The organism is Streptomyces sp. QH1-20 (assembly GCF_041283565.1).
Lineage (GTDB): Bacteria > Actinomycetota > Actinomycetes > Streptomycetales > Streptomycetaceae > Streptomyces > Streptomyces syringius.
This window is the reverse complement of the sequence record NZ_CP166299.1, coordinates 4,204,527-4,228,517: the sequence shown is the minus strand read 5'-3', so window position 1 is coordinate 4,228,517 and position 23,991 is coordinate 4,204,527. Positions and strand designations below refer to the sequence as shown.

The window sequence follows — 23,991 nt, the reverse complement described above, 5'->3', positions numbered from 1 at the left end:
CCGCCCGCGCCGACACGCCCTCCGTGTCATCCGTCTGCGCGGAGAATCAGCCCGGACGTAGGGACACCCGTGCCCGCCGTGCGTCACCCCTCCGCGCGGAGAATCAGCCCCGACGTGGGAACCCCCGTGCCCGCCGTGACGAGCGCGTGCCGTGCCCCCGCGACCTGGTTGACCGCGGTGCCGCGCACCTGCCGCACGGCCTCGGCCACGCCGTTCATGCCGTGCAGGTACGCCTCGCCGAGCTGCCCGCCGTGGGTGTTGAGCGGCAGCACCCCGGACGCCACGAAGTCGGCGCCCTCGCCGGGCCGGCAGAACCCGAATTCCTCCAGCTGTGTCAGCACGAAGGGGGTGAAGTGGTCGTAGACGATGCCCACGTCGATGTCGCCCGGCGCCAGCCCGCTCGTGCGCCACAGTTGCCGGGCCACCAGCCCCATCTCGGGCAGCCCGGTCAGATCGGCGCGGTAGAAGCTCGTCATCTGCTCCTGCGCCCGGCCGGCGCCCTGCGCCGCGGCGGCGATCACGGCGGGCGGGTGCCGCAGGGTGCGGGCCCGCTCGACGGAGGTGACGACGAGCGCCTGGCCGCCGTCGGTCTCCTGGCAGCAGTCCAGCAGGCGCAGCGGCTCGGCGATCCAGCGCGACGCGGCGTGGTCGGCGAGCGTGATCGGCCGGCCGTGGAAGTGCGCGGCCGGGTTGGTGGCCGCGTGCCGGCGGGCGGTGACGGCGACGTGCCCGAAGACCTCGGGCTCCAGGCCGTACGTGTGCAGATAGCGGCGGGCCGCCATGGCCACCCAGGACGCGGGCGTGAGCAGCCCGAACGGCAGCGCCCAGCCGAGCGCCACCCCCTCGGCGGACGGTTCGCGCCGCTGGACGCCGGAGCCGAAGCGACGGCCGGAGCGCTCGTTGAACGCGCGGTAGCAGACGACGACCTCCGCCAGCCCGCTCGCGACGGCCAGCGCGGCCTGCTGCACGGTGGCGCAGGCGGCCCCGCCGCCGTAGTGCACACGGGAGAAGAACGACAACTCGCCGATGCCGGTCGCCTGGGCGACGGTGATCTCGGGGCTGGTGTCCATGGTGAAGGTGACCATGCCGTCGACGTCGGCGGCCGTGAGCCCGGCGTCGGCGAGCGCGGCCCGGACGGTCTCGGCGGCGAGGGCCAGTTCGCTGCGCCCGGAGTCCTTGGAGAACTCCGTGGCACCGATCCCGACGACGGCGGCCCTGCCACCCAGGCTGTCGGCCTGCCGGGCGCTCACGCGGTGGCCTCCGGCTCCGGGAGGGTGACGGTCACGGTCCCCGACACATGGCGGCCGAGGCGGTTGGCCCCGACGACCGCGACCTCGGCGGTCCGGCCCCGTACGGCGGTGACCGTCCCGGTGAGGACCAGGGTGTCGCCGGGGTGGTTGGGCGCCCCGAGCCGGATGGCGACCTTGCGGAGGACGGCCCCGGGCCCGAGGTGATCGGTGATGTAGCGGCCGACGAGACCGTTGGTGGTGAGGATGTTCATGAAGATGTCCGGGGAACCGGCGGCCCGCGCGGCTTCGGGGTCGTGGTGGACGTCCTTGTAGTCCCGGGAGGCGATGGCGCCCGCGATGATCAGGGTGGCGGTGATGGGGACGGTGAGCGGGGGGAGGGTGCTGCCCGGCTTCATGACGTCTCCACCTCCTCGGGGGCCACTGCCCGGAAGACGGGCAGTTCCTGGTCCGGGGCCACCCGCAGGAATTCCAGCGTGACCGGCATTCCGACCCGCACCCGGTCGGCCGCGACCCCGGTGATGTTGCTGATCATCCGTACGCCCTCGGCGAGTTCGACCAGGACGACCGCGTACGGCGGGTCGAAGGCGGGGAAGGGCGGGTGGTGCATGACCACGTACGAGTGGACCGTCCCGGCGCCGGACGCCTCGACCGCCGTCCACTCCGGCGAGCCGCAGCTCCCGCACCCCGGCAGCCACGGGAAGCGCGGTGTCCCGCACGCGTCGCAGCGCTGGAAGAGCAGTCGGTGGGCGGCGACGCCCTCCCAGAACCCGGCGTTGTCCCGGTTGATCACGGGCCGGGGCCGCTCGGCCGCCCGTTCCTCGACGGCCTTACGAGGCGCGTACTTCAGGATGCGGAAGCGGTGCGTCCCGGCGGGCTCGCCGTCGGCCCGGATCTCCATGCGCGTGGTGACGAAGTGCCCGGCCCCGAGCCGGGTCGTCTTGCGGGGCGAGACCGACTCGATGACGGAGTCGAAGGTGATCGTCTGACCGGGCCGCAGCGCCCGTAGGTACTCCTGCTCGCAGTCGGTGGCGACCACGGCGGTGTACCCCGCGTCGTCGAGCAGCGCGAAGAGCTCGTCGATGGCGGGTGAGCGGCTCTGGTGGCCGGAGAGCCCGCCCATGGTCCAGGCCTGGAGCATGGTGGCGGGGGCGACGGGGTCCTTGCCGGTGTAGGCGGGGTCGGTGTCTCCGAGGGCCTCGCACCAGTGCCTGATCATCGAGGAGTTGACGGGCTCCCTGCCCTCCCCGGAGACGGCGGCGGGACGGCCCTCGAAGGCGCGCAGCCGTTGGTACAGGTCGCTCACGGGGCTCCCTTCGGTCGCGGTCGCCGTATAACTGACTGTCCGTCAGATATACGGCGGCGTCAAGGGTTGCCGGGCCCGTCCGTGCCGCCTCTCGCCTAGCCGGCGGATCTTCGACTGCGGGCCGTCTTGCCGCCTGCGGCGGTGAGCGCCCTGCGGGCGCGTCCTCAATCGCCGGACGGGCTTGATGTGGCTGAGCTCAGCCACATCAAGCCCGTCCGGCGAAAAACAGAAGCGCAGCGGCACACCGTGCCGCCACGCTTCCGGACCCTGTCCACTCTCTCCCCATTGAGCGGCGCCGCCCCGGGGTCACCCCTGCCCCCGGCGGCGCCTCGGGTTCAATCAGTCAGCGAAGATCACCTCGATGTTCTGCTGACGGATCTCGGTGGGGCCGGAGCTGATCACGCTGGCCGTGTTGTTCTGGTTCGAGGCTCCGGTGCCCGTGGCCTGCTGCTGGCCGGTCGTGGAGTTTCCCTCGTTGTCGTCACCGACACCACTGCCCACGATCGCGGCCGCAGCGGCGTTGGAGCCCCGGTTCGCCACCTGGTTGCCGTCGTCGGCCTGGGCGACACCGGAGAACAGCACGGCGGCCATCGGCAGGGCCGCTACAGCGGCGGCGACGCGGGCGGCGGTACGGGAACTTGCCATATCAATTTCCTCCAGAACGGAACTACTGCTTATTGCCGGGCAGTTGGCCGACCGCCAGGCGATGGTTCGACGTCGTCGCGCTCCAAGAGTTGCCCACCGAATCCCCACCGAACCACCCGTCTTTCACCATTCCCTCGCAAGCATGAGCACTCAGGAATAAACCCCGGCCACTCCCTCAAGCCCCCGCCCGAGGTCCTCACCCTGCCCACGGAGCCCGTACACCCCGGGCACTGAAACGTTTCGGCATGATTTTGGCCAATCTCGGACATGCCCCCCGGGCGCTCCCCGCGCAGGTCGAACGATGGGGTGGTCCACGCCGTCCGGCCCCAGGGCATACGGCCCTGCGCGGCCCGCCCGGGAGATCCGCGCCGCCGCCCCCGCTCCCTCGCTGCGGAAACGGGGGACGTCCAGCATGGGCGGCCCGTCGACCGGCCCGCCCACCGCCGGGATCAGCACGCCGACTCGCACTTCGGACGCGCGCCCGACACACGCACCACGCACTCCAGCGGCGGTCGAGACACGCTCGACCGCCGTTCTGCCCGCTTCGCGCAGACTCCATGCCGTCGGCGACGCCGTCGGCCGCCTCCAGGAAGGTGTCAGATGAACCTCATACTCCAGGCCTTACCGATCGCCGTGCCGTCCATAGGCTGGGCCGTCCACGCCTGCTTCCTGGTCCGTCGGCTGCGCAGCGCCCGCAGGGACCCGCTGACCGGACTGATGTGCCGCGAGGAATTCACCACCCGTTCCCTGCGTGCCATCCGGCACCCGCAGGCGGCGGTTCTGCTCCTCGACCTCAACGGCTTCAAGCAGATCAACGACACCCACGGGCACGCCGTCGGCGACCAGGTCCTCGCGGCGGTCGCGAAGCGGCTGGACGCGTGGTGCCGGGCCAGGGGCGGCTTCGCGGCCCGTCTCGGGGGCGACGAGTTCACCGCCATGGTCCGTCTCGCGCCGGACGCCGATGTCGACGCGGAGATGACGTACAGCCTCTCGGCCGCCCTGTCCGCCCCGCTCGACACCGGCGGCGTCACCCTCTCGCCCCGGGCCTCGATCGGCGTGTGCCGCACGGCCGACCGGCCGGGCGCCGGGCTGTCGGATCTGCTGCGCGGCGCGGACGAGGCCATGTACACCGCCAAGCGTCTGGGCCTGCACTGGCAGCCCGCCGGTCCGGCCGATGTCTACGGCACCACGAACGGCCGCCGGGCCGGTCGTCCCGGCACGCATCTGACGCTGCTGGCCCCGACGGCCCGGAGGACCGCTTCATGACACACACCTCGTGGCGGCCGGCCGACGGAGGTTTCGACCGACGGAGCCTCCTGACGGCGGGCCGCCACGGGACGCCGGGTGCGGGGCGGCCGTAGCCGCCCGCACAGTGATCAACGGTTACCCGGACGGGTCACCGGCAGAATTCCGCCTCGACTGCCGCCTGTTCGAGTGTCTGACCGCCCCAGTCGCTGTTCCGGTTGAGCGTGAGGACGTGTTCGCCGTCGGCGGTGGCCGCTGTGCGGGTCAGGGAGCCGGGGATCTCGCTGGAGTGCCCCCAGACCTTCACTCCGCATGCCTCGAGCGTCTGTGACCTGATTCCGAGGCCGTACGACCGGCCGTCCCCCAGGTCGTGGCCGGTGAACATCTCCTTCTGCTGGGCCGGAGGCAGGAGCTTGCCGCGCAGGAGGGCGCGGAGGAAGACGTTCAGGTCGCGCGTGGTGGAGATGATCTCGCCGGAGGCTCCGGAGACCGAGGGGTTGAAGTCGGTGACGTCGTAGGTCCGAGCCGCGGGGTCCTTCACGTAGAGCTTGGAGTAGTGCCGCCCGTGCGGGCCGGGCACCGACGACGACGTGCCGGGGACGGTGGTCCCGCGCAGCCCGAGGGGTCTGATGATGCGCCGTTCCACCTCGGAGGCGTAGCTGTTGCCCGTGGCCTTCTCGATGACCATGCCGGCCAGGATGTAGTTGGTGTTGGAGTAGGACCAGCCTTTGCCAGGAGCGAAGCTCGGCCCGTGGGCGAGGCCGATCCGCACCAGTGACTCCGGCGTGGCGCCGTCGTACCGGTGGGCGAAGAAGGCGGTGCCGGTGAACTTGGCGCGGAATTCAGGGTCCTTGATGTAGTCGTAGAGCCCGCTGGTGTGCTGGAGGAGCTGGCGCAGGGTGATCCGGCGCCCGTCGTTGCCGTTACCGCGCACCAGGCCCGGCAGCCACTTGTCCACCGTGTCGTCGATCGAGAGGCCGTACGCGGGCTCGGCGGCGAGCTGCAGCAGGACGGTCGCGACGAAGGTCTTGGTCAGGCTGCCGATGCGGAACCGGTCCTGCGGCAGGCGCGGGTGGCCGGTGCGAAGGTCCGCCACACCGGAGGTGCCGTTCCAGGCCTCGCCCGCACGATCGGACCGGGCCAGGACGCCGGGCGTCCCCCCGCGGACGATCGCGTCGAGGGCGTCCTGCGTCGCGGAGTGAGTGGAGTAAGGGGAGTGGTGCGAGCCGGCCCGCGGTGCGGCGGGCACCGGTGCCGCCGCGGTCGCGGCGACCGCTCCCGCCAGTGCCAGGACGACCAGAGCGCGAGGTAAGGCGTACGTGGCCATGCGAGTTTCCCCATCCCTAGCTGGATTCGGTATCCAGGAGGACTCCTGATCGCTGCGGCGGGTTGACGTTCTGCCGTGACGCCGCCGCCGCGCGGCGGACGCGGGCTGATTGTCGGCCCGCGAACGCCAGTTGGCGGTTCTGTCACTTTTCCGGGCGGTTTAGGCAACCGAGTGACTACGCTCCGCCCATCACCCTTTCACTCGTTGTGAGGATTGAGACTCCTCCCGCGCCACTCGGCGTGGGGTCGTGCCCTCCGGACTCGTGGTTCCGGCATTCACTCGGGAGATGCCTTGCAACGATCCGCACCACTCCGCCGCGTCGCCGCTCTGGCGGCCACCGCACTCGCCTTACTGGCCGCCGCCACCCTCACTCCGTACAGCGCCTCGGCCGCCCAGTCCGACCCCCGGGCCGGCCGCCTCGACGGCCCCCAGCTGGCCGCCGCCATGACGACGCTGGACTCCAGCGAGCAGATCCCCGGCACGGCGTGGGTCTCGGACCCGAAGAGCAACAAGGTCGTCGTCACCGCCGACCCCACGGTCACGGGCGAGAAGCTGGACCGCCTCAACACGGTCATCAAGCCCCTCGGCGACGTGGTGGAGCTGAAGAGAACCGACACGGAGTTCAAGCTGTTCATCCGGGGCGGCGACGCGATCTACGGTTCCAGCGCCTCCAGCATCCGGGCCCGCTGCTCGCTCGGCTTCAACGTCAAGCGGGCGGGCCTGCCGGACGCCTTCCTCACGGCCGGGCACTGCGGTAACCCGATCAAGAGCTGGGCCGAGACCGACGGCGGCCCGGAGATCGCGCTCGTCCCCGGGAACGGGTCGAGCTTCCCCGGCAACGACTACGCCATCGCGGCCTACCCCGCCATCGGCGCCGTCCCCCACCCGAGCGAGGTGAACCTCTACAACGGCACCACGCAGACCATCACCGGCGCCCGGGACGCGGTCCTCAACGAATCCGTCCAGCGCAGCGGCTCCACCACCGGTCTGCACAGCGGCACGGTCACCGGCCTCAACGCCTCGGTGACGTACAAGGAGGGCCGGGTCACGGGCCTGATCCAGACCAACGTCTGCGCCGAGCCCGGCGACAGCGGCGGCGCCCTCTTCGCCGGCACCCAGGCCCTGGGCCTCACCTCGGGCGGCAACGGCGACTGCTCGACCGGCGGGACCACGTTCTACCAGCCGGTGACCGAAGCGCTCTCCGCCTTCGGCGCGACCATCCCGTAAGCCCTTTCGCCCGAGACAGCGGCCCCCGGACACACCTTCCACGGTGTGTCCGGGGGCCGCCTCACGCGCGTCCCCGGCGGGGGCTCCCGCCAGGCCAGGAAACTGTGGAGACAACGGAAGACTCCGCCTCTATGGTGGACCGATGTCGACGATCAGGCAGATCCAAATCACCTTCGACTGCGCGAACCCCGAGCGCGTCGCTCGTTTCTGGTGCGAGGTGCTGGGGTACGTCGTACCGCCGCCGCCGGAGGGGTTCGCCTCTTGGGACGCATTCAATGACTCACTACCCCCTGAGCAGCAGGGTTCAGCGTTCGCTTGCATTGATCCCACGGGTGCGGGTCCGCGGCTGTACTTCCAGCGCGTTCCCGAAGGCAAGGTCGCCAAGAATCGGGTGCATATCGACGTGCGGGCCGGCAGCGGGCTCGTGGGTGACGAGCGCCTGGCCACGCTCGAGGCCGAATGCGCACGACTGGTCGCGCTCGGCGCGACCTGCGTGCAGGTGCTGCGTGCCGATGGCACCAACGAGTCCTGCATCTCGATGCAGGACATCGAGGGCAACGAGTTCTGCCTGGACTGAGCGGCCATGGACGGGCACCTTGGCGAGCCGCCTGACGCTGCTCGCCAAGGTCGCCCCCTTCGCCGGGTGTGCCAACGGCCCTGACGGGACCGTCAGTCGACCAGCGCCCGCACGACACCGCGAACGCCGCGCCATATCCAGCTCAGAGCACCGAACTCGACGGCTGCGTCCGCCGCATCCCCGACGAGATCTCCCCGGTCCCCCCGCGTCCTCCGGCACGACGTGCACTCACGCCGCCAGAACCGCCGCTCTCCCCCGCAGCGCCCGCAGGCGCCCCTACGACTAGCCATGAGTCACATAATCGCAGGTGACAGCGACGGCCAGGCGGTCCCGTACCGCTCAGCCCTCCCAGTCCTCGTCCTCGCCGCCGCGCATGGTGCGCCATCCCGCGAGGTTTTCCAACGCCGCCCGCGTCAACTGGGCGTACTGCACCGGGCACTCCCACAGTTCGCGGGCCGAGAGTTCGGCGGGCACGGGGGTGTCGGGGTGGTCTTCCGGCGCGTACAGGTGGATCACCGCGCGGTACCGGGACTCCACGTTGGAATCGGCGGTGGACCAGGGGTGCTGCGGATGCCCGCAGGAGACGTCCAGGTCGATGGTGGCGAGCGCGGCGGCCAAGTCGCGCGCGTACGAGGGCGGCAGGCCCTCGTAGGTCTGGGCGATGCCCATCCACAGGCACAGGAACAAGCCGATCCGCTCCTCGTCCCGCACCTGTCCGTTGAGCCAACGGCGGGCGGACCACAGGGCGACCGGGCCGGTGTTGTTCTCCCACGTACGGCGGATCGCCGCCTGCATGGCGACGATGTCGAGGCCGCCGTCGTCCCGGACGAACTGCGCGTCCAGATGGGAGACGTCGATGCCGCCGAAGAGCTCCTGGTGCGCCTCGCGCAAGCGGCCCAGGGCCTCATCGGCGAGGTCCGCGAGGAACCCTTCGCAGTCGAAAACCGCCGTCTCCTCCTCGTCGAGACCGTAGTCCTCGGCGAATGCGGCCCGCCCCGCCTCGTCCAGCATGCTCACCCCGGCCTCGACCTGGTACTCCGAGTCCAGCTCCGTGGGGTGGGCACCGGCGGGGCAGGCGCAGGAGGCCGGGTCCAACTGCGCACGGAACCCTTCCAAGGCCCGTATGTACGACGCGAACACGGACTTGCTGAAGACACGTGCGGAGACGTACCAGCAGGTGGCATGCAGGAGCATCGTGTACCCGGTCCGCTCCCGGCGGCCCTCCGGGGTGGCGTCGCGGCCGAGCGCCTCCGCCGCGTCGTCGGCGAGGACGGCGAGGGTCGATTCGGGGTCGACGTAGGGGTAGTCGCTGACAATCCCGGACAGGTCGGAGATCAGTTCGCGGAGATCGGCAGGCAGCGTGGGCGTCACTTCAGTCACATCGGTAACCGACGATGGCGCACGTCGGACGGTTCCCCCGGCGCGTACGGCCGATGGTCGCGGGCAGCGCGGCGACACACGAACGGGTGACTGCGGCATGCCGCCTTGGCTTCGGGGGAAGCCCTGCGACGACATGTACCGCGCTTAAAAGGGGGGCGTTCATGCGCCGTATTGCCGCAGTAGCTCTCGGGGGCCTCGCGTTCCTCGGCTTCCTCGCCACACCGGCCACCGCCGTACCGGACCCGGTGGCCACGATCGAATGTACCGTTCAGGACGTCACGAGCCTCGTGGACCCGGCCAGCCTCGGGGTACCCACCGAGATCCCGGCCACCGGGTGCCTGGCGCCCTGACTTCTGCCGCGTCCTGAGGGGTCCGCTTGGCAAGCCGGCCAAGCGGGCCTTTGTCATGCGGCCGCGCGGCCTGAACGGCGCTCCGTCGACGACGGTCGCCGAGACCGTGCCGGGGGGCGCGCCGCCGAATCGGAAGCTACCCGCCAGTAGGCACGCAAAGGGCCCTGGATACAGTGGGTTTGACTGGCTGCCAGCGACGTTCGAGGTTGGCGGGGGAACATGCGTGCGGCGGTGTGCCGTCGTGCGCGGGAACGAAGGAAATCATGGGTTCGATACACAAGCGCATCGGCGCGGTCATCGGTTCGGCCGCCCTGTTCGTCGGCGTGGCGCTCACGGCCGGGGCCGGAACCGCAAGCGCCGACGAGACGGGGGACCTCGCGCCCGACATCGACGCCTCTGTGTCCACGACCGGTGTCTCGGGCGTTGCCGCGATGGACCCGGACGGGTCGTTCACCATCAACATCATCAGCCCCCGGGACGGCCACAACATGGGCTTCGCCCGGTGGAACGCGGACCCGCAGCCCGCCCCCAACATCCCGGGCGACTCCCTCGTCGCCAAGGACATCAGCCCCGACGGCTGGGCGGTCGAGGCCGAGCTGAGCACCGGCCGTATCGCCTCCACGCGCGGCCACAAGGCGATCTACATAAAGGTCGCATCCGGCAACCTGCCCGAGGGGCACCGGTACAAGCTGCGTGGGTGCGTCGTGAAGGGCAGCGAGCGCCAGTGCACCCAATGGGCCCCGGTCCGCGCCTGATCCGCTGAAGGGCCGGGCCGCTCAGCGGCCCGGCCGCCGCCCGTGCAAAGGCTCCTGCGCAGTAGCTCCCGGGGCCTCGTATCCCACACGACCGGTGCCGCAGGGCGGCTACGCCAGCAGTCGTTGTCTGATCAGCTCCATCACTTCCGCGCGGCTGCGCTTGCCGTTGTCGGCGGCGGTGAAGTGGTTGCCGATGCGCACCGAGACGGCGATCAGGCAACGGACCTCGACCTCGTCCTCGTCGGGGCAGAAGGCGGAGAAGAGGGAACGCAGGTAGTCCATACGGCGGTTGTCGACGCGGCGCAGGCGCTCGGCGACGGCCGCGTCGCGGCGGGCCCAGTCGCGGATCGCCATATCGGCGGTGATGCCCCGCACCGGCCCGTCGGTGGCGGCGGCGACGATGGCGAACAGCCGCTCCAGCCTGGCCCTGGCGTCTCCGCCACCGCTCTCGACCTGCTCGATCACGCCCTCGGCGACCTCGTACTCCCAGGTGTCGAGCATTTCGGTGAGCAGGGCGCCCCGGTTGCGGAAGTACCCGTAAAAGCCGCCCTTGCTGACGCCGAGCGCCTGCGCCAGCGCCTCGATCCGGACGGCTTCGGGTCCGCCCGCGACCAGCGCCCGCAGGCCTTCCTCGATCCACTTGCCGCGCGGCGTGCGGGTCGCTCCCATGGCGTGCGCCTCCTCACATCCCTGCCGAGTATACGGGAGCGTATACATGCGCCTAGACTCGACTTATACGCCACCGTATAGATATGGGGCCTGCTCATGCGACTTCCCCGAACCGCCCACACCGACCGCCCCTGGCGGATTCACGAGATCGCCTACGACTTCACGGTCGAGGACGTGTGGGCCCTGCCCACCCCCGGCGGACCCGACGACCTTGTGTGGCTGGTGCGCCAGATCGCCGAAGGCATGAAAGACGGGGTGAGCGGAGACGGTCTCGTCTCCCGCGTGCTCTTCGCCGTCCGCTGGAAGCTCGGGGCACTGCTGGGCTGGGACAAGCCCGACACCGGCATCGGCACCCGGCGGCCTTCCCTGCGTGACCGGTTGCCGGCCGACCTTCGCGAGGGCCCTCAGGGCCCCGACCTCGGCTCGTCCCCGTTCACGTCCCTTTACGAGAGGGACGACGAGTGGGCGGCCGAGATGGGCAACAAGACCGTGCACGGGGTGATGCACATCGGCTGGGTCCCGGACGGGTCCGGCGGCTACCGCGGGCAAATGGCCGTCCTGGTAAAGCCGAACGGGCTTTTCGGCACGCTCTACATGGCCGCCATCAAGCCCTTCCGGTACCTGGGGGTCTACCCGGCACTCATGCGCTCCATCGGCCGCGAGTGGCAGACGAACGCCGCCGGGCGAAGCGTTCGCTGACCGGATCCCACAAGGCGCGGCCGCCGTGCGGGCCGTCAGTCGGGAGCCGGCAATGACATGTGCCCTGCCGGAGGTCACCGGCAGGGCACATGACGAACTGCGGTGCGGGATCGCGGCGATCAGCTGCCGTACGCGCCGCCCTGCAAGGCACGGGAGCCACCCGGGCAGGTGATGGTCACACGGTACGAGCCGGCGAACGGGCCGACGGTGTACCGGTAGCCGTTGCTGCAGTCAGCCCAGACGTAGAAGTTGTTGCCGGAACACGAGATGGCGAACGTGGAGCCGGACAGGTAAGCGTCCCAGCACCGCAGGGACTCCGTCGAGGCCGGTGGCGCCGTACCGCCGCCCCCCGACGGCGGTACCGCACCGGTCCGCGGTACCTCGGTGCGGTCGGTGAGGTTTTCGGCGCTGTAACTTCCGTCGTTCGGTGCGGCCTTGGCCGCGAAGGCCGACGGGGCCAGCCCTCCGCCGATGCCGAGGGCGAGCATCACCGTTGCCACGATGACGCCGAGAGACTTGAAGATTTTCACCCGATCCCCCTCCATATCCCGTGTTCGCCCGGTTGCTGAACATTCGGGACAGAGAAGAGCTTTGCGGGTATGTCATGGAGCGGTCAAGGAGAACATTTTTTCAGGTTAATCTACAGATTTTCGTATTCTTTCTGCCCGACATTATCGATCTCAAGGCAACGCACGACGCCCGCCCCGTGGGGCGGTTGGCGACGGAATCGGTCACAGGCGGTCGCATTGAACTACACGTGCGATCAACGGAGTTGAGTGCGCTCGGTGGGCGTGTGGATTGCGCTACGGTGGCCGGGAATCGGCTGCTTCGTCATGAGAACGAGGCGGCCCTCGACGGTGCGGCAAACACCGGTCGAGGGCCTTCACCCACGAGGACTAAGAAGAAGGAGTCCCCGGGATGCTTCGGCATGTTATCGCCCCTGAGCGTTTCTTCACTCAGGTATCGAACGAGATCATCCGCCACCCGCGCCTGTCGGCGGCGGCCGTACGCATGCTCATGTGGCAACTTTCGCTCCCGGCCGGCGTGGACGAGCCGCTGTGGGCGACGGCGGAGAACGCGGGGATCAAGAGGGGCGCGTTCACCGTCGCGAAGCGGGAGCTGAAGGCGGAGGGCTACTTCCACGAGTGGAAACTCCAAGTCGCGGGCGGGAAGTGGATCACGAGGCAGATGGTGTCCAACGTCGTCCTCGCGCCCGAGGAAGCGATGGCGTTACGGGACGGATCCCCGCAGGTCGCACCGACTGTTCAAGAACCGGCCGTCGGTGAACCGACCGACCCGTCCGTCGGCCGTTACCCAACAAACACGGAGGGGAAGAAAGAGAACCCTCCCTCCCAGCCCTCCCACGTCCCCGCACCGCTCATCGAACGCGGGAGCCTGATCCTCGCCTCCGTCTCCCACCAGGAACGCCGCCTGCGCCTCAACGGCCGCGACATCCAGCACCTCGCCGCCCTGGCGGGCGAATGGCTCCTGCGCGGCGCAACAGCCAAGGACCTGCGAGAGGCCCTGACGGACGGCCTCCCGGCCCGCGTCCACTCCCCCGCCGCCCTGGCCCGCAACCGCCTCACCCGCAAGATGCCGGAGATCCCGCCCTTCACGGCCCCCGTAACCGCCCCACAACCACTACGCACCTGCGCAGGCACCTGCGACCGCGTCTTCCGGCCCGTCGCGGACGAAACCAAATGCCGCGACTGCCGACAAGAGGCGGCGGAGAGCTGGACGTTCAGCGGTGGCGGTGCGGGAACCATGACTGTTCAACCGGCATTCTGAGCAGCCGATATGACGAGTACCGCTCGACACCGCACTTCTTGCAGGTGGCTTTGTCGACCGTGCGCGTCCACTCGGCGTGATGCGCGCAGGAGGAGACGACGCGGCCCACCACGCGGGTCACGGGTGGACCTCGCGTTGATGTCGACCCATGAGCACGGCGGCGTCAGTCATGGCCGACTTGTCGCCACGAGCCTCGGCGGCCCGTCGTCCGTCCCTGATCCGCTCACACTCATCACACCGGTCGGCAGGGTCGGCGGCCCGGCACTCCTCGAACGTCGCCAGCCGCAACGCGGTCGGCGGCACCTCCCACTCCCGCCCACCACCGGGCCGGCGTACCTGCACCCGGGGCCCGATCCGGCCCATCACCTGCGCAAACGCCCCGTTGCGCGTATCGACCACGTACGCACCTTCCCGGTACGTCATCACGTCCTGCCTCCGCACGCCCTGACCCGACTTTTCCTTACGAGCATCGGGCCGTAGCGGTACGGTGACCAGGGGTAATGGCTTGAAAGGCTCTTAAGGAAAACGAGAGGAACGATGCCCGCACCCAAGGAACTTGATCCGTCGACGTCCATCGCCGCGCTCTACGGCAACAAGGTCCGCAAGCTGCGTCTTCGCGCCGGGTGGACGCAGCGCGAGCTGGGCGAGAAGGTCCACGTCACGCACAGCCGGATCGCGAAGATCGAGCTGGGGACGGAGTCGCCGCCGAAGCAGTTGTCCGACGCCTTGGACGAGGTCCTCGGGGCGGACGGCGACCTGCGCGATCTGTGGCCGCACATCGGCTGCACGCCGTCCTTTATGAGTCGGGCCTTGCAGTTCTTCGAGTACGAAGCCCAAGCGACGAAGATGTACAAGTTCTCGCAAATGATCCCGGGGCTGGTGCAGACAGAGGAGTACATGCGGGCACTGTTCGGTGCTTGGTTCTGCGACACCCCGGCGGAGCTGGAGGAGAAGGTCTCGATTCGCCTAGGCCGACAGGCTCGGCTCGATGAGCCTGCCCCTCCCTGGCTGTGGATCATTCTCGATCAGGCTGTGCTCTACAGGGTCGTAGGCAGCCACGGGCTCATGGGAAGGCAGCTGGCGCACCTCCTGGCTCTGACTGAACGCCCGCACGTTCACCTGCAGATCCTCCCGTACGAGACCCCCGAGCTGTCTACCACGGGCGGCTCGATGACCATCCTCAAGCTCCCCAACGGGAGCGAGGTGATGTATGTGGAGGGGATTGGATCCGGCGGCATTATCAGAGACCCTGAAGACGTCGGTAAGTACACGGCATCCTATGACCGCATGCAGGCAAACGCCCTCTCGCCTGCGGCGTCCACTGACTTGACCCGAAAAGCAATGGAGGAGCACTTCTCATGCTCCCCATCCCATCCGGCCTGAGCACTGCCATGTGGCGGAAGAGCAGCTACAGCTCCGACGCCGGAGACGACTGCGTCGAGGTCGCCGACCACATACCCGGCACCACCATGGTCCGGGACTCCAAGAACCCCGACGGCCCAGTCCTGGCGATCCCCGCCAGGGCCTGGGCCGTCTTCGTAGCCACGCTGAGCCACTGACCAGGGAACCTGGCCAGCCGCAGGCCAACCGCAAGCCAACCGCGCGCGAAAATCTATTGCCGCAAGCACAGGAATTGGCTCCGCGCACGGTGAGGGTTTATGGGACAGCGGGCGGAGTGAAATTACTTCTCGTGCCCGGCCGCCGACACCGTGCTACTGTTGATTTCAGTTGCAGTTGTGGTTCCCAAACTTCAAGTGCCCCTGTCGGATTTTACGTCGACAGGAGCGCTTTTGCTTTTCCGGCGTTTGCTCTCCGGACGGGGTAATCATCGCGGCGACGCGGGACCGGCACAGTGCGGGTCCTTGCCCCCGAAGGAGATATGACATGGCTACTGGCATCGTGAAGTGGTTCAACGCGGAAAAGGGCTTCGGCTTCATCGAGCAGGAGGGTGGCGGCCCGGACGTGTTCGCCCACTACTCCAACATCGCCTCTTCCGGCTTCCGCGAGCTGCAGGAAGGCCAGAAGGTGAACTTCGACGTCACGGCGGGCCAGAAGGGCCCCCAGGCGGAGAACATCGTCCCCGCCTAAGCGCGCTGACGCATGACGTAGCTGGGGCCCGCACCTTGGGTGCGGGCCCCAGCTCGTTGCTTTTTCAGGGGTCGGCCGCCGACAAGCGGCCCCAGAGACCCCCCGCATCACCCTCGGCGGCCCATACCGCCCAAAACTCCCCGGCCGGACAGCGATCCCGCCCGAGTTCCTGACCAGGCAAATCCGGACCGTAAAAGTCCACACGCCGGTCATCACAGAGCGCCGACGACGGTCGATCTTTTGAGGATCGGGCCTCGTTGCCGCATTTCCTGCGGTTCGTTCTTGCGATTCCCCGTGCTGCGGTCATTACCGCCGGGAATTCCTCGATACGTGCCGTATCGAGGAAGGTTCCGCATGAACCGCACAGTACGTTCGAACGACCGTTATGCCCGTACCGCCAAGGGCGGCTCCGCAGGCTCCGGCCGTAATTTCCGCTCGCAGGGCTCCGGTCGCTCCGGTGGCTACGGACGGCGCCCCGCAGCCCGTCAGGGTGAGTTCGCGCTGCCCGTCGGGACGACCCCGGGTCTGCCCGCCGTCACGACGTTCGCCGAGCTCGACATGCCCGCGCCCCTGCTGGCGGCGCTCGGCTCCCAGGGCATGACCGTTCCGTTCCCGATTCAGGGTGCGACGTTGCCGAACTCGCTGGCCGGCCGGGACGTCCTGGGTCGTGGCCGGACGGGTTCGGGCAAGACACTGGCGTTCGGGCTGGCGTTGCTGGCCCGTACTGCCGGGCTGCGTGCCGAGCCCAGGCAGCCCCTTGCCCTGGTGCTGGTGCCGACCCGGGAGCTGGCCCAGCAGGTCACCGACGCCCTCACCCCCTACGCCCGGGCCCTCAAACTCCGCATGGCCACCGTGGTCGGTGGCATGTCGATCGGTCGTCAGGCCGGTGCGCTGCGCGGTGGCAGTGAGGTCGTGGTGGCGACGCCGGGGCGGCTGAAGGACCTCATCGAGCGTGGTGACTGCCGGTTGGACCGGGTGAACATCACCGTGCTGGACGAGGCCGACCAGATGGCCGACATGGGCTTCATGCCCCAGGTCACCGAGCTCCTGGACCAGGTCCGCCCCGAGGGTCAGCGGATGCTGTTCTCCGCCACCTTGGACCGCAACGTCGATCTCCTGGTCCGCCGCTACCTCCACGACCCGGTCGTCCACTCCGTCGACCCGTCCGCCGGTGCGGTCACCACGATGGAGCACCACGTCCTGCACGTGCACGGCGCGGACAAGTACGCCACGACCACGGAGATCGCCGCCCGCGACGGGCGGGTGATCATGTTCCTGGACACCAAGCACGCCGTGGACCAGCTCACCACCCACCTCCTGAACTCCGGAGTACGGGCCGCGGCCCTGCACGGGGGGAAGTCCCAGCCCCAGCGCACCCGGACCCTCGCCCAGTTCAAGACCGGGCACGTCACGGCGCTGGTGGCCACGAATGTCGCCGCCCGTGGCATCCACGTCGACAACCTCGACCTCGTCGTCAACGTCGACCCGCCCAGCGACCACAAGGACTACCTCCACCGCGGCGGCCGCACCGCCCGCGCCGGAGAATCCGGCAGCGTCGTCACCCTCGTGCTCCCCAACCAGCGCCGTGACATGACCCGCCTCATGGCCGACGCCGGCATCACCCCGCAGTCGGCTCAAGTGCGGTCGGGTGAGGCCGAACTGAGCCGGATCACCGGTGCCCAGGCACCGTCCGGGGTTCCGGTGACCATCTCGGCGCCGGTGGCCGAGCGCTCCAAGCGCCGGGGCTCCTCCTCGCGGGGGCAGCGCAGCCGTCCGGCGCAGGCGCGCCGCTCCGCCGCCTCCGCCCAGGCCCGCTCCGGCGGCTCCCACCGGACGCCTCCGATGAGCAGCGCCGCGTAACAGCGGTCCGCTCAGCCGCCCGTTGATCCCTCGAACACGAAGGTGTCCATTGACCCTGATTCCGGCGGAACCGATGCTGACGGACGGCACCACTTCGACGGCGGGTGACGCCATGGCCTCACCCGGCCCGCAAGTCGGTGAGGACATGGTCGTCGACCTGGCCCTGTCCGTCCTCATCGGCGCCGGGGTCGGGCACCTCCTGGTCTGGGACGAGGACGGCCGGTGCGCCGGTCTCGTCACCCGGGCGCAGCTCACCGCCCACCGCAGCGGCTCCTGGTACGCCGAGAGCGCCCGCCTCCGGGACGTCGGCTACGACCGGGGCCCCTTCACCGCCTCGGACGCGCCGCTGCCCCAGGCGGAACGCGCACTGCGCGACCGGGCGCTGGACGCCTCACCCGTGATCGACGGGGACGGCTACGCCCTCGGCATCCTCACCCTTTCGCACTGATCCCTCTCCTCCCTGGAGGCACCATGCGTTGTGTCATCGCCCGTTTCCCCTTCGACCTCGTCAAAAGTGACGTGCAGGCATCGATGAAGGGCATCAAGCCCGAACCCGTCACGGGTGACTCCGTGAAGATCGGCCGCCGCACCTATCCCGTCAAGCAGGTCGGCGAAGTGATCACCCGGCAGGACCGGCGTGACTTCACCGCGGGCGAAGTCACCCGGGCGCTGACCCGCCTCGGCTTCATCTGCGATGCGGTCCCCACGCTCGTGCCGGCGCGGAGGCTCAGCCCTCTCCAGACCGCGTCCGCCCTGCTGGGAGCGCCGACCGCCGCGTAACGCGCGGTCGCACGACGCGTGCGCGGCGGCGGCTCGTGGGTAGCCGACCTTCAGGGACGAAGCGACTTCCGAAGGTGGTGGCCATGGGACGGCACAGCGACCGTTCGCATCGGCCCGGCCGCGCCCGCCGGGCCTGGTACGACACGTACGCGACGGCCTTGCGGCGCACGCCGGTCACCGCGTGGGACGACAACATCACCGACTGGGCCGCCGCGCTGACGTACTACACCGTGCTGGCCCTGTTCCCGGTGATGCTCGTCATCCTGTCGGTCTTCGGCCTCTCCCAGCCGGCCTCCACCACCGGTCTGATCGACGACATCACCGACGTCGTACCTGCCCAGAGCCGCGAACTCCTGCGATCCACGCTGCTGGAGATGGCCGGGCAGCACTCGGCGGCCTGGCTGCTGACGACCTTCGGCACGATCGGCGCCCTGTGGTCGGGAAGCAGCTATCTGAGCGTCTTCCGCCGCGCCGTCTACGCCATGGAGCGCACCGACAGCGACCGGCCGGTACTGCGTACCGCGCCACGCATCGTCCTGACGGCACTGGTGCTGGTGGTACTGCTCGTCGTCAGCGCACTGGCGCTCGTCCTCACCGGTGGACTCGCCCGCAGGCTCGGTCAGGCACTGCACCTCGGCGGCGGGCCGGTCACCGTCTGGGACGCCCTCCGGTGGCCCGTACTCCTGGTCATCGCCGTGACGCTGGTGCTGGTGCTCTACCGCTCCGGCCCGGCCCATGCCCGGCCCGTCCGGCGCATGGCCCCCGGCGGGGCACTGGCCGTCCTGCTGTGGCTGGCCTCCTCGGCCGGCTTCGCCCTCTACGTCTCGCACGCCGGGACCTACCCCCGCCTGTACGGCTCGCTGGCGGGGCTGGTGGTGTTCCTGGTCTGGTTGTGGATCGCCAACCTGGTGTTGCTGCTCGGGGCCCAGTTCAACGCCGAGCTGGCCAAACAGACCGAGCACGACGGCGAACCAGGCCCCGGGAGCACGTAACGCCTGACGTCAGGAAGCGGGAACGGGTCAGGAAGCGGGAACGGGTCAGGAACCGGCGGGAATCGGCCCCGAGATCTGCTCGCTGATCCACTGGATGGGCCCGAGGCCCAGGTTCGGCGCGTAGGACGCGCCGTCGTGCCTGCCGCCCTCGATCGGTCGCAGGTAGGTGTGGACCGGGCCCTTGCCGGACTGGGCCATGAAGTCCTTGACGCCCTTCATGGTCGCCGCGCCCTCGCGCGTGCCGACCTGGAAGGCGAGGTAGACGTCCGGGCCCTTGGTGTCGATCAGCCGCTTGGCCAGCACCGAGGGGGTGTTCTCCCGCTGCTCCTTCTCGTGGCCGCGCCAGAGGAGGGAGTCCGGGACGAAGTCCGGGCCGTTCGCGATCGCTGCCTTGAACTTGTCCGGGTGCTTCAGGACGGCCTTCAGGCCCGCGAAGCCACCGGTGGAGGAGCCCATGAACGCCCAGCCGTCGCGCGACTTGATCGTGCGGAAGTTGGCCTTCATCAGGTCCGGGACGTCCTCCGTCAGCCAGGTGCCCATCTTCGGCTGGCCGGGGATGTCACTGCCGTCCCAGTAGGTGCCCTTGTCGTCCGGGCCGGGGTTCAGAACCGGCATGGCCAGCAGGAAGGGCTTGCTCTTGCCCTCCTTGTACCACTTGGCCATGTTCTCCTGGAAGTTGAAGCCGGCCCACCAGTAGTTGGTGCCGAAGCCGGGGCCGCCGGGCAGGGCGATCATGACGGGGAAGCCGTGCTTGGCGTACTTCGGGTCGTCCGTGTACTCCTTGGGCGCCCAGACCCAGACCTTGCCCTTGAAGCCGGACTTCTTGCCGTCCAGGGTGACGACGCTGACGTGGGTGCCGTCCTTGAGGGTCCGGGCGTTCTTGAAGGCGGCCTTCGGACCGGTCGGCATCAGGACCTTGGAGTCCACGACCTCCTGCTTCCCACCGCCGGTGGGAGGCTGCGGGTCGACGTCTCCGTAGCTGACGGGGTCGCCCTTGTCCGTGAACGGGGGTATCTCGTAGTGAGTCATCACGGGCCAGGCGATCAGCCCGAGCGTGACTATGGACGCCACGACGATGATCCACCGCCTGGCGCGGGACGGCTGGCGGCGCCCGTGGGGCGTGTGGTGGCCAGAAGGTGAATACGTCATCCGCGTCGCTCTCCGCATGGTTCGGCGGCCCCCGAGGAGGCACATGACAACCTGATGTGCCCTAGGGGATGGCCGAATCGGGCCGCCGCGTTCCCGATCCGGCGGTGAAAAATTCCACGGGTATACAAACCAACCCAAAACGTCCGGCTGTCGTCCGTCGTCCGGACGGCGGCTTCGGGGGAGGTTTGTGCCGATGCCGGTTCAAATGGCGATGCCGCAGGTCAGGGCCGCATCGGTGGGACGGCGCCAGCTCGTCGGCGCGCCCATCCGGGGCAGGGGCCGGGTTGCGGGGCACGGGAGACCCCCACAGGTTGGGCAGACAGTCACCCGAGCACACCGAACCGATGGGGAGCGCCCAGCATGCGCATCACGCTCGCATCCACTGCCATGGCCGCTGTCTGCGGCTCGCTCGCCCTGGGCGTCACCGCCCCGGCACTGGCCGCAGCGCCGGAGACCGGCCACACGGCCGTGGCCGCCCACGCCCCGAGCGCCCTGGCGGAGACCGTCGCCGTGGGCCACCGGATCGTCCGGGAAGCGCGGTCCGCGTCTCCCGACGCGGCGAAGCTCACCGCCCTCCAGCAGCAGCTGGCGGCCTCGGCAAGGCAACTGCCGGCGCCTTCCGCCCTGGACCCCCGCGACGAGCTCAAGCAGGCGCTGGACAAGCTGATCAAGGACGTCACCAAGATCATCGACGAGGTGACGAAGAGGGACGCGGCGGGGACCACGGCTGCCGCCAACACGTTCGCCACGGACCTCAAGGGCGTGGCGGCGAAGGTGCCCGTTCCGCAGAAGGGGCCGGGACCGCTCCAGGTGCCGGTGCCGCTGTAGGGGGCCTCACGGTCGTAGCGCAGCGCGCGGAAGGCGGGCAGGCGCCGGTGCAAAGCAGTGAGCACCGGCGCTCTTCCGCGTGCGGGTGCGGGACGCGCACCACCGCACCCCCGAGGGGGCGCCGTTTGTCGGACAACCTGGCGGAAAGGACTCGTCCGCCCCGCCACGCCTGATCGACAAAGGAGAGTCCCCCATGACCCCCCTCAAGCGCGCCGCCGCCGTCTTCGCCGCCGGCCTCCTGCTCACCGTCGGCTCCGCCGCCCTGGCGGCGCCGGCTCACGCCAACGTCGACCTCAACGTCGCGGGACTCATCGGTGCGACCTCGAACGGCACCATCGACGTCACCGGCCCCGGGGGCATCGTCCTCCTTGAACTGCCGAACGTGGCCGAGCCCGTCCTCTGACCCACACCGGCTGACGCGACCACTCGCACGTCCGGAATTCAAGTCAAGGAGCAGCAGCACATGAGGAACACGTTCCGTACCCTGCTCGCGTCGGTGGCCGTCGCGGCCACCGGCGTTCTGCCGGTCTCCACAGCCCATGCGGCCGACGGGTACGACCGATGCCCCGACGGCTACTACTGCATGTTCTCCGGGCTCGACGGCACCGGCGACATGATCACGCTCCGGGGGAACACACCGGACCTCGCGGCACTCGGCATGAACGACAGGGCCAAGTCGGACTGGAACCGCACCGCTTCGACCATTTACCTCTGGTCCGAGGCGAACTACGCCGGCTGCACGGCCGTCACCTCCGCCGGCCCGACCGGCAAGGGCAACCTCTTCCCCGCCTACCGGGACTTCTTCAGCTCGGTGCAGTTCGACGGCCCGGGCGGGCCGTCCTGCGGGACACCGCCCGGCGAAGGCTAGGTTTCAGTGGATCTCCCGGCCCACGCACGGCCGGGAGGCCCATCGGAAGCCAGGAGGCAGGCGTCGTGAGCAGCGCTGTCGAAGACACCAACCGCCGCATGCTGCGCGCGCGGGACGCGATGGACCGCGCGTACGCGCAGCCGCTGGACGTCCCGGCGCTGGCGCGGATCGCCCACGTGTCACCGGCACACTTCACCCGCACCTTCCGGGCCACGTTCGGCGAGACGCCGCACCGCTACCTCCAGCGCCGTCGCGTCGAACGGGCGATGTTCCTGCTGCGCGAGACCGACCGCAGTGTGACGGACATCTGCTTCGAGGTCGGCTTCGGTAGCCCGGGGACGTTCAGCCGTACGTTCAGCGACATCGTCGGCCGGTCGCCGAGGACGTACCGCAAGGAGGCGACGCCCACGGGCGTACCGACGTGCTTCACGATGGCCTGGACGCGGCCGAGCGCCTGACCACCGCCCCCACCCTCCGCACTGAGCAGTTTTGGATAAGTTTTCGGCCGCCCCGCCCCGTAGCGTCATCCACATGTTCAACGCCATCACGCAATCGCAGATATACGTCCTCGACCAGAACGAGGCCTTCGACTTCTACGTCAACAAGCTGGGCCTTGAGGTCGCCGCCGACGTCGACATGGGCTTCATGCGCTGGCTGACCGTCAGCGTCCCCGGCCACCCCGAGCGCCAGATCCTGCTGGAGAAGCCGGGCGCCCCGGCGATGTCGGAGGAGACGGCCCAGCAGGTCCGCGAGTTGGTGACCAAGGGCGCGATGGGCGGCTGGCTCATCTTCACCACGGACGACTGCCGCAAGACGTACGAGACGCTGCTGGCCCGTGGTGTCGAGTTCACCGAGGAGCCCACCGAGCGGCCCTACGGCATCGACTGCGGCCTGCGCGACCCGTTCGGCAACCGCATCCGCTTCACGCAGCCGAAGTCCTGACGGGCCTCAATAGCCGATCGTGAAGCGGCGCTGGACGAAGCGGGGCAGCTCCACCTCGTCGACGAGCGCGACTGCCGCGTCCTCCATGGAGATGCGGCTGCGCCCGTCGGCGTCGAGGACCAACTGGTCGCCGCCGATGCGGAACCGGCCCGTGCGCTCGCCGGGGGCGATGTCCCCCGCGGGGCTGAAGTAGGTCCAGAGCCGGTTGGACAGGCGGAGGACGTTCAAGGCGTCGCGGTGTCCGCGTACCGCGGCGGCGTACCCCCTCGGCAGCCCGAGCTGATCGAGGGTCTCGTGCAGGAGTTCGTCGGAGTCGGCCGCCACGACCCCGGGCGCGAGCTCGAGACTCCCGGCGCCCCCGATCACGATCAGCCGGGTCCGAGGGTGGCTTTCCAATGCCTTGATCAGTGCCTTCGCCGCGGTGGCGTAGACCGTGGGGTCGGCGATCGAACGCTCGACGGTGTCCATGAAGTCCTGGGCGGCGTTGCCGGGCTGGAATCCGCTGATGAGCACGTCCAGGCCGGGAAGAACCGCGGTGATGCTGTCGACGTCGAGGACGTCGACGCTCCGCCAGGTGACGTTCTCCCGTTCCTCTTCGATGCGCGTGGCGTCGCGGCTGAACGCCGAGACGTGATGCCCCCGTCCGAGGGCTTCGGTGACGACGCGACTGCCGATGCCGCCCGTGGCCCCGATGACTCCGATGTGCATGGCTCCCCCTACTGCCGATACGGTGTGTCGAAACTATACGGCGTGTAGTTTCGACACGGCAATCAGATTCTGGTTGGCTCCGGCTCCGGCTCCGTGGCGGCGGCGTCCCAGGCCTCCCGGGACGCGGCGATCGCCGGGCGATGGGCGATCGACCAGTCCGCCAGGGTCTTCACGAGGTGGGTGAGGCTATGGCCCATCTCCGTCAGCTCGTACTCGACTTGGGGCGGGACCGTGGGATACACGGTCCGCGCCACCAGCCCGTCCCGCTCCAGCCGCCGAACGGTGAGCGTGAGCATGCGCTGCGAGATGTTGCCGGGGATCGCGCGCTGCAACTCCTTGAACCGCCTCACGCCGGAGGCGAGCTCGACCACCACGTAGACGGACCACTTGTCGCCCAGCCGGTCCAGCACGTCCCGCACGCCGCACTCGTCCTGCGGCGTCTCGCAGACGATCACGGGTCCGTCCGGCACGGGGGTGGTTACCGCCGTGTGCCCTACTGACATCAATGTGCCTCCTTACGCGATCGGAACTCGCTCCCGATGATGGAAACACACAGCTCAG

The 23,991-nt window shown here is 69.5% G+C and carries 32 protein-coding genes; 19 read left to right on the top strand and 13 right to left on the bottom strand.

From position 1 onward, the window contains the following. Nucleotides 1-83 precede the first annotated feature (83 nt). The 4 genes from AB8O64_RS19040 to AB8O64_RS19025 form a co-directional block, all read right to left on the bottom strand. A complete protein-coding gene (locus AB8O64_RS19040; protein ID WP_370420171.1) occupies nucleotides 84-1,250 on the bottom strand; it encodes a lipid-transfer protein in 1,167 nt (388 codons plus the stop codon). Then, complete coding sequence (locus AB8O64_RS19035; RefSeq protein ID WP_370420170.1) at nucleotides 1,247-1,645, bottom strand: MaoC family dehydratase; 399 nt, start codon at nucleotides 1,643-1,645, stop codon at nucleotides 1,247-1,249. Before AB8O64_RS19035 ends, AB8O64_RS19040 begins: the two co-directional genes overlap by 4 nt. Continuing rightward, entirely contained in the window at nucleotides 1,642-2,553 is a 912-nt protein-coding gene (locus AB8O64_RS19030) for a bifunctional MaoC family dehydratase N-terminal/OB-fold nucleic acid binding domain-containing protein (RefSeq protein WP_370420169.1), read from the bottom strand. Before AB8O64_RS19030 ends, AB8O64_RS19035 begins: the two co-directional genes overlap by 4 nt. A 339-nt stretch (nucleotides 2,554-2,892) precedes the next feature. Then, entirely contained in the window at nucleotides 2,893-3,198 is a 306-nt protein-coding gene (locus tag AB8O64_RS19025; RefSeq protein ID WP_370420167.1) for a hypothetical protein, read from the bottom strand. 600 nt (nucleotides 3,199-3,798) lie between these two features. Between AB8O64_RS19025 and AB8O64_RS19020 the strand changes: the two genes are divergently transcribed. Further along, nucleotides 3,799-4,464, top strand: a complete 666-nt coding sequence (locus tag AB8O64_RS19020; RefSeq protein WP_370420166.1) for a GGDEF domain-containing protein — start codon at nucleotides 3,799-3,801, stop codon at nucleotides 4,462-4,464. Nucleotides 4,465-4,594: 130 nt separating this feature from the next. On the opposite strand, the gene AB8O64_RS19015 is transcribed toward AB8O64_RS19020, so the two are convergent. Then, nucleotides 4,595-5,770, bottom strand: coding sequence for a serine hydrolase domain-containing protein (locus tag AB8O64_RS19015; protein ID WP_370420164.1), 1,176 nt, complete (start codon nucleotides 5,768-5,770; stop codon nucleotides 4,595-4,597). Between the two features lie 291 nt (nucleotides 5,771-6,061). Between AB8O64_RS19015 and AB8O64_RS19010 the strand changes: the two genes are divergently transcribed. Next, nucleotides 6,062-6,997: a S1 family peptidase gene (locus AB8O64_RS19010; RefSeq protein WP_370420162.1), complete on the top strand. Its 936-nt coding sequence runs from the start codon at nucleotides 6,062-6,064 to the stop codon at nucleotides 6,995-6,997. 142 nt (nucleotides 6,998-7,139) lie between these two features. Continuing rightward, on the top strand, nucleotides 7,140-7,574 hold the full coding sequence (locus AB8O64_RS19005) for a VOC family protein (RefSeq protein ID WP_370420160.1): 435 nt from the start codon (nucleotides 7,140-7,142) through the stop codon (nucleotides 7,572-7,574). 339 nt (nucleotides 7,575-7,913) lie between these two features. On the opposite strand, the gene AB8O64_RS19000 is transcribed toward AB8O64_RS19005, so the two are convergent. After that, complete coding sequence (locus AB8O64_RS19000) at nucleotides 7,914-8,945, bottom strand: hypothetical protein (protein ID WP_370420159.1); 1,032 nt, start codon at nucleotides 8,943-8,945, stop codon at nucleotides 7,914-7,916. A 170-nt stretch (nucleotides 8,946-9,115) separates the two neighbouring features. Between AB8O64_RS19000 and AB8O64_RS18995 the strand changes: the two genes are divergently transcribed. Both AB8O64_RS18995 and AB8O64_RS18990 read left to right on the top strand, forming a co-directional pair. After that, entirely contained in the window at nucleotides 9,116-9,304 is a 189-nt protein-coding gene (locus tag AB8O64_RS18995) for a hypothetical protein (protein WP_370420158.1), read from the top strand. Between the two features lie 263 nt (nucleotides 9,305-9,567). Then, nucleotides 9,568-10,059 carry a hypothetical protein gene (locus AB8O64_RS18990; protein WP_370420156.1) on the top strand — a complete coding sequence of 164 codons (492 nt, stop codon included), beginning with the start codon at nucleotides 9,568-9,570 and terminating at the stop codon, nucleotides 10,057-10,059. Between the two features lie 108 nt (nucleotides 10,060-10,167). Here AB8O64_RS18990 and AB8O64_RS18985 read toward each other — a convergent pair whose 3' ends face one another. Next, nucleotides 10,168-10,728, bottom strand: coding sequence for a TetR/AcrR family transcriptional regulator (locus tag AB8O64_RS18985; RefSeq protein ID WP_370420155.1), 561 nt, complete (start codon nucleotides 10,726-10,728; stop codon nucleotides 10,168-10,170). 96 nt (nucleotides 10,729-10,824) lie between these two features. Here AB8O64_RS18985 and AB8O64_RS18980 point away from each other — a divergent pair, with 96 nt between their 5' ends. Further along, nucleotides 10,825-11,427 carry a DUF2867 domain-containing protein gene (locus AB8O64_RS18980; protein ID WP_370420153.1) on the top strand — a complete coding sequence of 201 codons (603 nt, stop codon included), beginning with the start codon at nucleotides 10,825-10,827 and terminating at the stop codon, nucleotides 11,425-11,427. A gap of 119 nt (nucleotides 11,428-11,546) precedes the next feature. On the opposite strand, the gene AB8O64_RS18975 is transcribed toward AB8O64_RS18980, so the two are convergent. Further along, nucleotides 11,547-11,957: a hypothetical protein gene (locus tag AB8O64_RS18975; protein ID WP_370420151.1), complete on the bottom strand. Its 411-nt coding sequence runs from the start codon at nucleotides 11,955-11,957 to the stop codon at nucleotides 11,547-11,549. A gap of 388 nt (nucleotides 11,958-12,345) precedes the next feature. Between AB8O64_RS18975 and AB8O64_RS18970 the strand changes: the two genes are divergently transcribed. After that, complete coding sequence (locus AB8O64_RS18970) at nucleotides 12,346-13,215, top strand: hypothetical protein (protein WP_370420150.1); 870 nt, start codon at nucleotides 12,346-12,348, stop codon at nucleotides 13,213-13,215. Here the strand turns inward: AB8O64_RS18970 and AB8O64_RS18965 are convergent. Further along, a complete protein-coding gene (locus tag AB8O64_RS18965; protein WP_370423903.1) occupies nucleotides 13,169-13,324 on the bottom strand; it encodes a DUF6255 family natural product biosynthesis protein in 156 nt (51 codons plus the stop codon). The genes AB8O64_RS18970 and AB8O64_RS18965 overlap by 47 nt on opposite strands. A gap of 8 nt (nucleotides 13,325-13,332) precedes the next feature. Then, nucleotides 13,333-13,614, bottom strand: a complete 282-nt coding sequence (locus AB8O64_RS18960; protein ID WP_370420148.1) for a hypothetical protein — start codon at nucleotides 13,612-13,614, stop codon at nucleotides 13,333-13,335. A gap of 138 nt (nucleotides 13,615-13,752) precedes the next feature. Here AB8O64_RS18960 and AB8O64_RS18955 point away from each other — a divergent pair, with 138 nt between their 5' ends. The 7 genes from AB8O64_RS18955 (at nucleotide 13,753) to AB8O64_RS18925 (ending at nucleotide 18,935) form a co-directional block, all read left to right on the top strand. Next, nucleotides 13,753-14,598, top strand: coding sequence for a Scr1 family TA system antitoxin-like transcriptional regulator (locus AB8O64_RS18955; RefSeq protein ID WP_370420146.1), 846 nt, complete (start codon nucleotides 13,753-13,755; stop codon nucleotides 14,596-14,598). Continuing rightward, nucleotides 14,574-14,774: a DUF397 domain-containing protein gene (locus AB8O64_RS18950; RefSeq protein ID WP_370420145.1), complete on the top strand. Its 201-nt coding sequence runs from the start codon at nucleotides 14,574-14,576 to the stop codon at nucleotides 14,772-14,774. Before AB8O64_RS18955 ends, AB8O64_RS18950 begins: the two co-directional genes overlap by 25 nt. Before the next feature lie 325 nt (nucleotides 14,775-15,099). After that, nucleotides 15,100-15,303 (top strand): cold-shock protein, encoded by a 204-nt coding sequence (locus AB8O64_RS18945; RefSeq protein WP_370420144.1) that lies wholly within the window; start codon nucleotides 15,100-15,102, stop codon nucleotides 15,301-15,303. 354 nt (nucleotides 15,304-15,657) lie between these two features. Beyond that, nucleotides 15,658-17,163, top strand: a complete 1,506-nt coding sequence (locus AB8O64_RS18940; protein WP_370420142.1) for a DEAD/DEAH box helicase — start codon at nucleotides 15,658-15,660, stop codon at nucleotides 17,161-17,163. A gap of 49 nt (nucleotides 17,164-17,212) precedes the next feature. Then, a complete protein-coding gene (locus AB8O64_RS18935) occupies nucleotides 17,213-17,611 on the top strand; it encodes a CBS domain-containing protein (RefSeq protein ID WP_370420141.1) in 399 nt (132 codons plus the stop codon). Between the two features lie 23 nt (nucleotides 17,612-17,634). After that, on the top strand, nucleotides 17,635-17,943 hold the full coding sequence (locus AB8O64_RS18930; RefSeq protein WP_370420139.1) for an SCO5918 family protein: 309 nt from the start codon (nucleotides 17,635-17,637) through the stop codon (nucleotides 17,941-17,943). A gap of 83 nt (nucleotides 17,944-18,026) precedes the next feature. Then, a complete protein-coding gene (locus tag AB8O64_RS18925; RefSeq protein ID WP_370420138.1) occupies nucleotides 18,027-18,935 on the top strand; it encodes a YihY/virulence factor BrkB family protein in 909 nt (302 codons plus the stop codon). Nucleotides 18,936-18,980: 45 nt separating this feature from the next. Here the strand turns inward: AB8O64_RS18925 and AB8O64_RS18920 are convergent, their stop codons facing one another. Continuing rightward, on the bottom strand, nucleotides 18,981-20,006 hold the full coding sequence (locus AB8O64_RS18920; RefSeq protein WP_370420136.1) for an alpha/beta hydrolase: 1,026 nt from the start codon (nucleotides 20,004-20,006) through the stop codon (nucleotides 18,981-18,983). A gap of 438 nt (nucleotides 20,007-20,444) precedes the next feature. On the opposite strand from AB8O64_RS18920, the gene AB8O64_RS18915 reads away from it, so the two are divergent. The 5 genes from AB8O64_RS18915 to AB8O64_RS18895 all read left to right on the top strand — a co-directional run bounded on the left by AB8O64_RS18915 (nucleotide 20,445) and on the right by AB8O64_RS18895 (nucleotide 22,722). Further along, a complete protein-coding gene (locus AB8O64_RS18915; RefSeq protein ID WP_370420135.1) occupies nucleotides 20,445-20,912 on the top strand; it encodes a hypothetical protein in 468 nt (155 codons plus the stop codon). Between the two features lie 193 nt (nucleotides 20,913-21,105). Continuing rightward, nucleotides 21,106-21,315: a hypothetical protein gene (locus AB8O64_RS18910; RefSeq protein ID WP_370420133.1), complete on the top strand. Its 210-nt coding sequence runs from the start codon at nucleotides 21,106-21,108 to the stop codon at nucleotides 21,313-21,315. 60 nt (nucleotides 21,316-21,375) lie between these two features. Continuing rightward, nucleotides 21,376-21,780: a peptidase inhibitor family I36 protein gene (locus tag AB8O64_RS18905; RefSeq protein WP_370420131.1), complete on the top strand. Its 405-nt coding sequence runs from the start codon at nucleotides 21,376-21,378 to the stop codon at nucleotides 21,778-21,780. A gap of 98 nt (nucleotides 21,781-21,878) precedes the next feature. Continuing rightward, complete coding sequence (locus AB8O64_RS18900) at nucleotides 21,879-22,238, top strand: helix-turn-helix domain-containing protein (RefSeq protein WP_370423902.1); 360 nt, start codon at nucleotides 21,879-21,881, stop codon at nucleotides 22,236-22,238. A gap of 73 nt (nucleotides 22,239-22,311) precedes the next feature. Then, nucleotides 22,312-22,722, top strand: coding sequence for a VOC family protein (locus AB8O64_RS18895; protein ID WP_370420130.1), 411 nt, complete (start codon nucleotides 22,312-22,314; stop codon nucleotides 22,720-22,722). A 6-nt stretch (nucleotides 22,723-22,728) separates the two neighbouring features. Here the strand turns inward: AB8O64_RS18895 and AB8O64_RS18890 are convergent, their stop codons facing one another. Next, on the bottom strand, nucleotides 22,729-23,430 hold the full coding sequence (locus AB8O64_RS18890; RefSeq protein ID WP_370420128.1) for an NAD(P)-dependent oxidoreductase: 702 nt from the start codon (nucleotides 23,428-23,430) through the stop codon (nucleotides 22,729-22,731). Between the two features lie 62 nt (nucleotides 23,431-23,492). Continuing rightward, the gene (locus AB8O64_RS18885) at nucleotides 23,493-23,933 is read right to left on the bottom strand and encodes a winged helix-turn-helix transcriptional regulator (RefSeq protein WP_370420126.1); all 441 of its coding nucleotides are present in this window, start codon (nucleotides 23,931-23,933) and stop codon (nucleotides 23,493-23,495) included. Nucleotides 23,934-23,991: the final 58 nt, after the last annotated feature.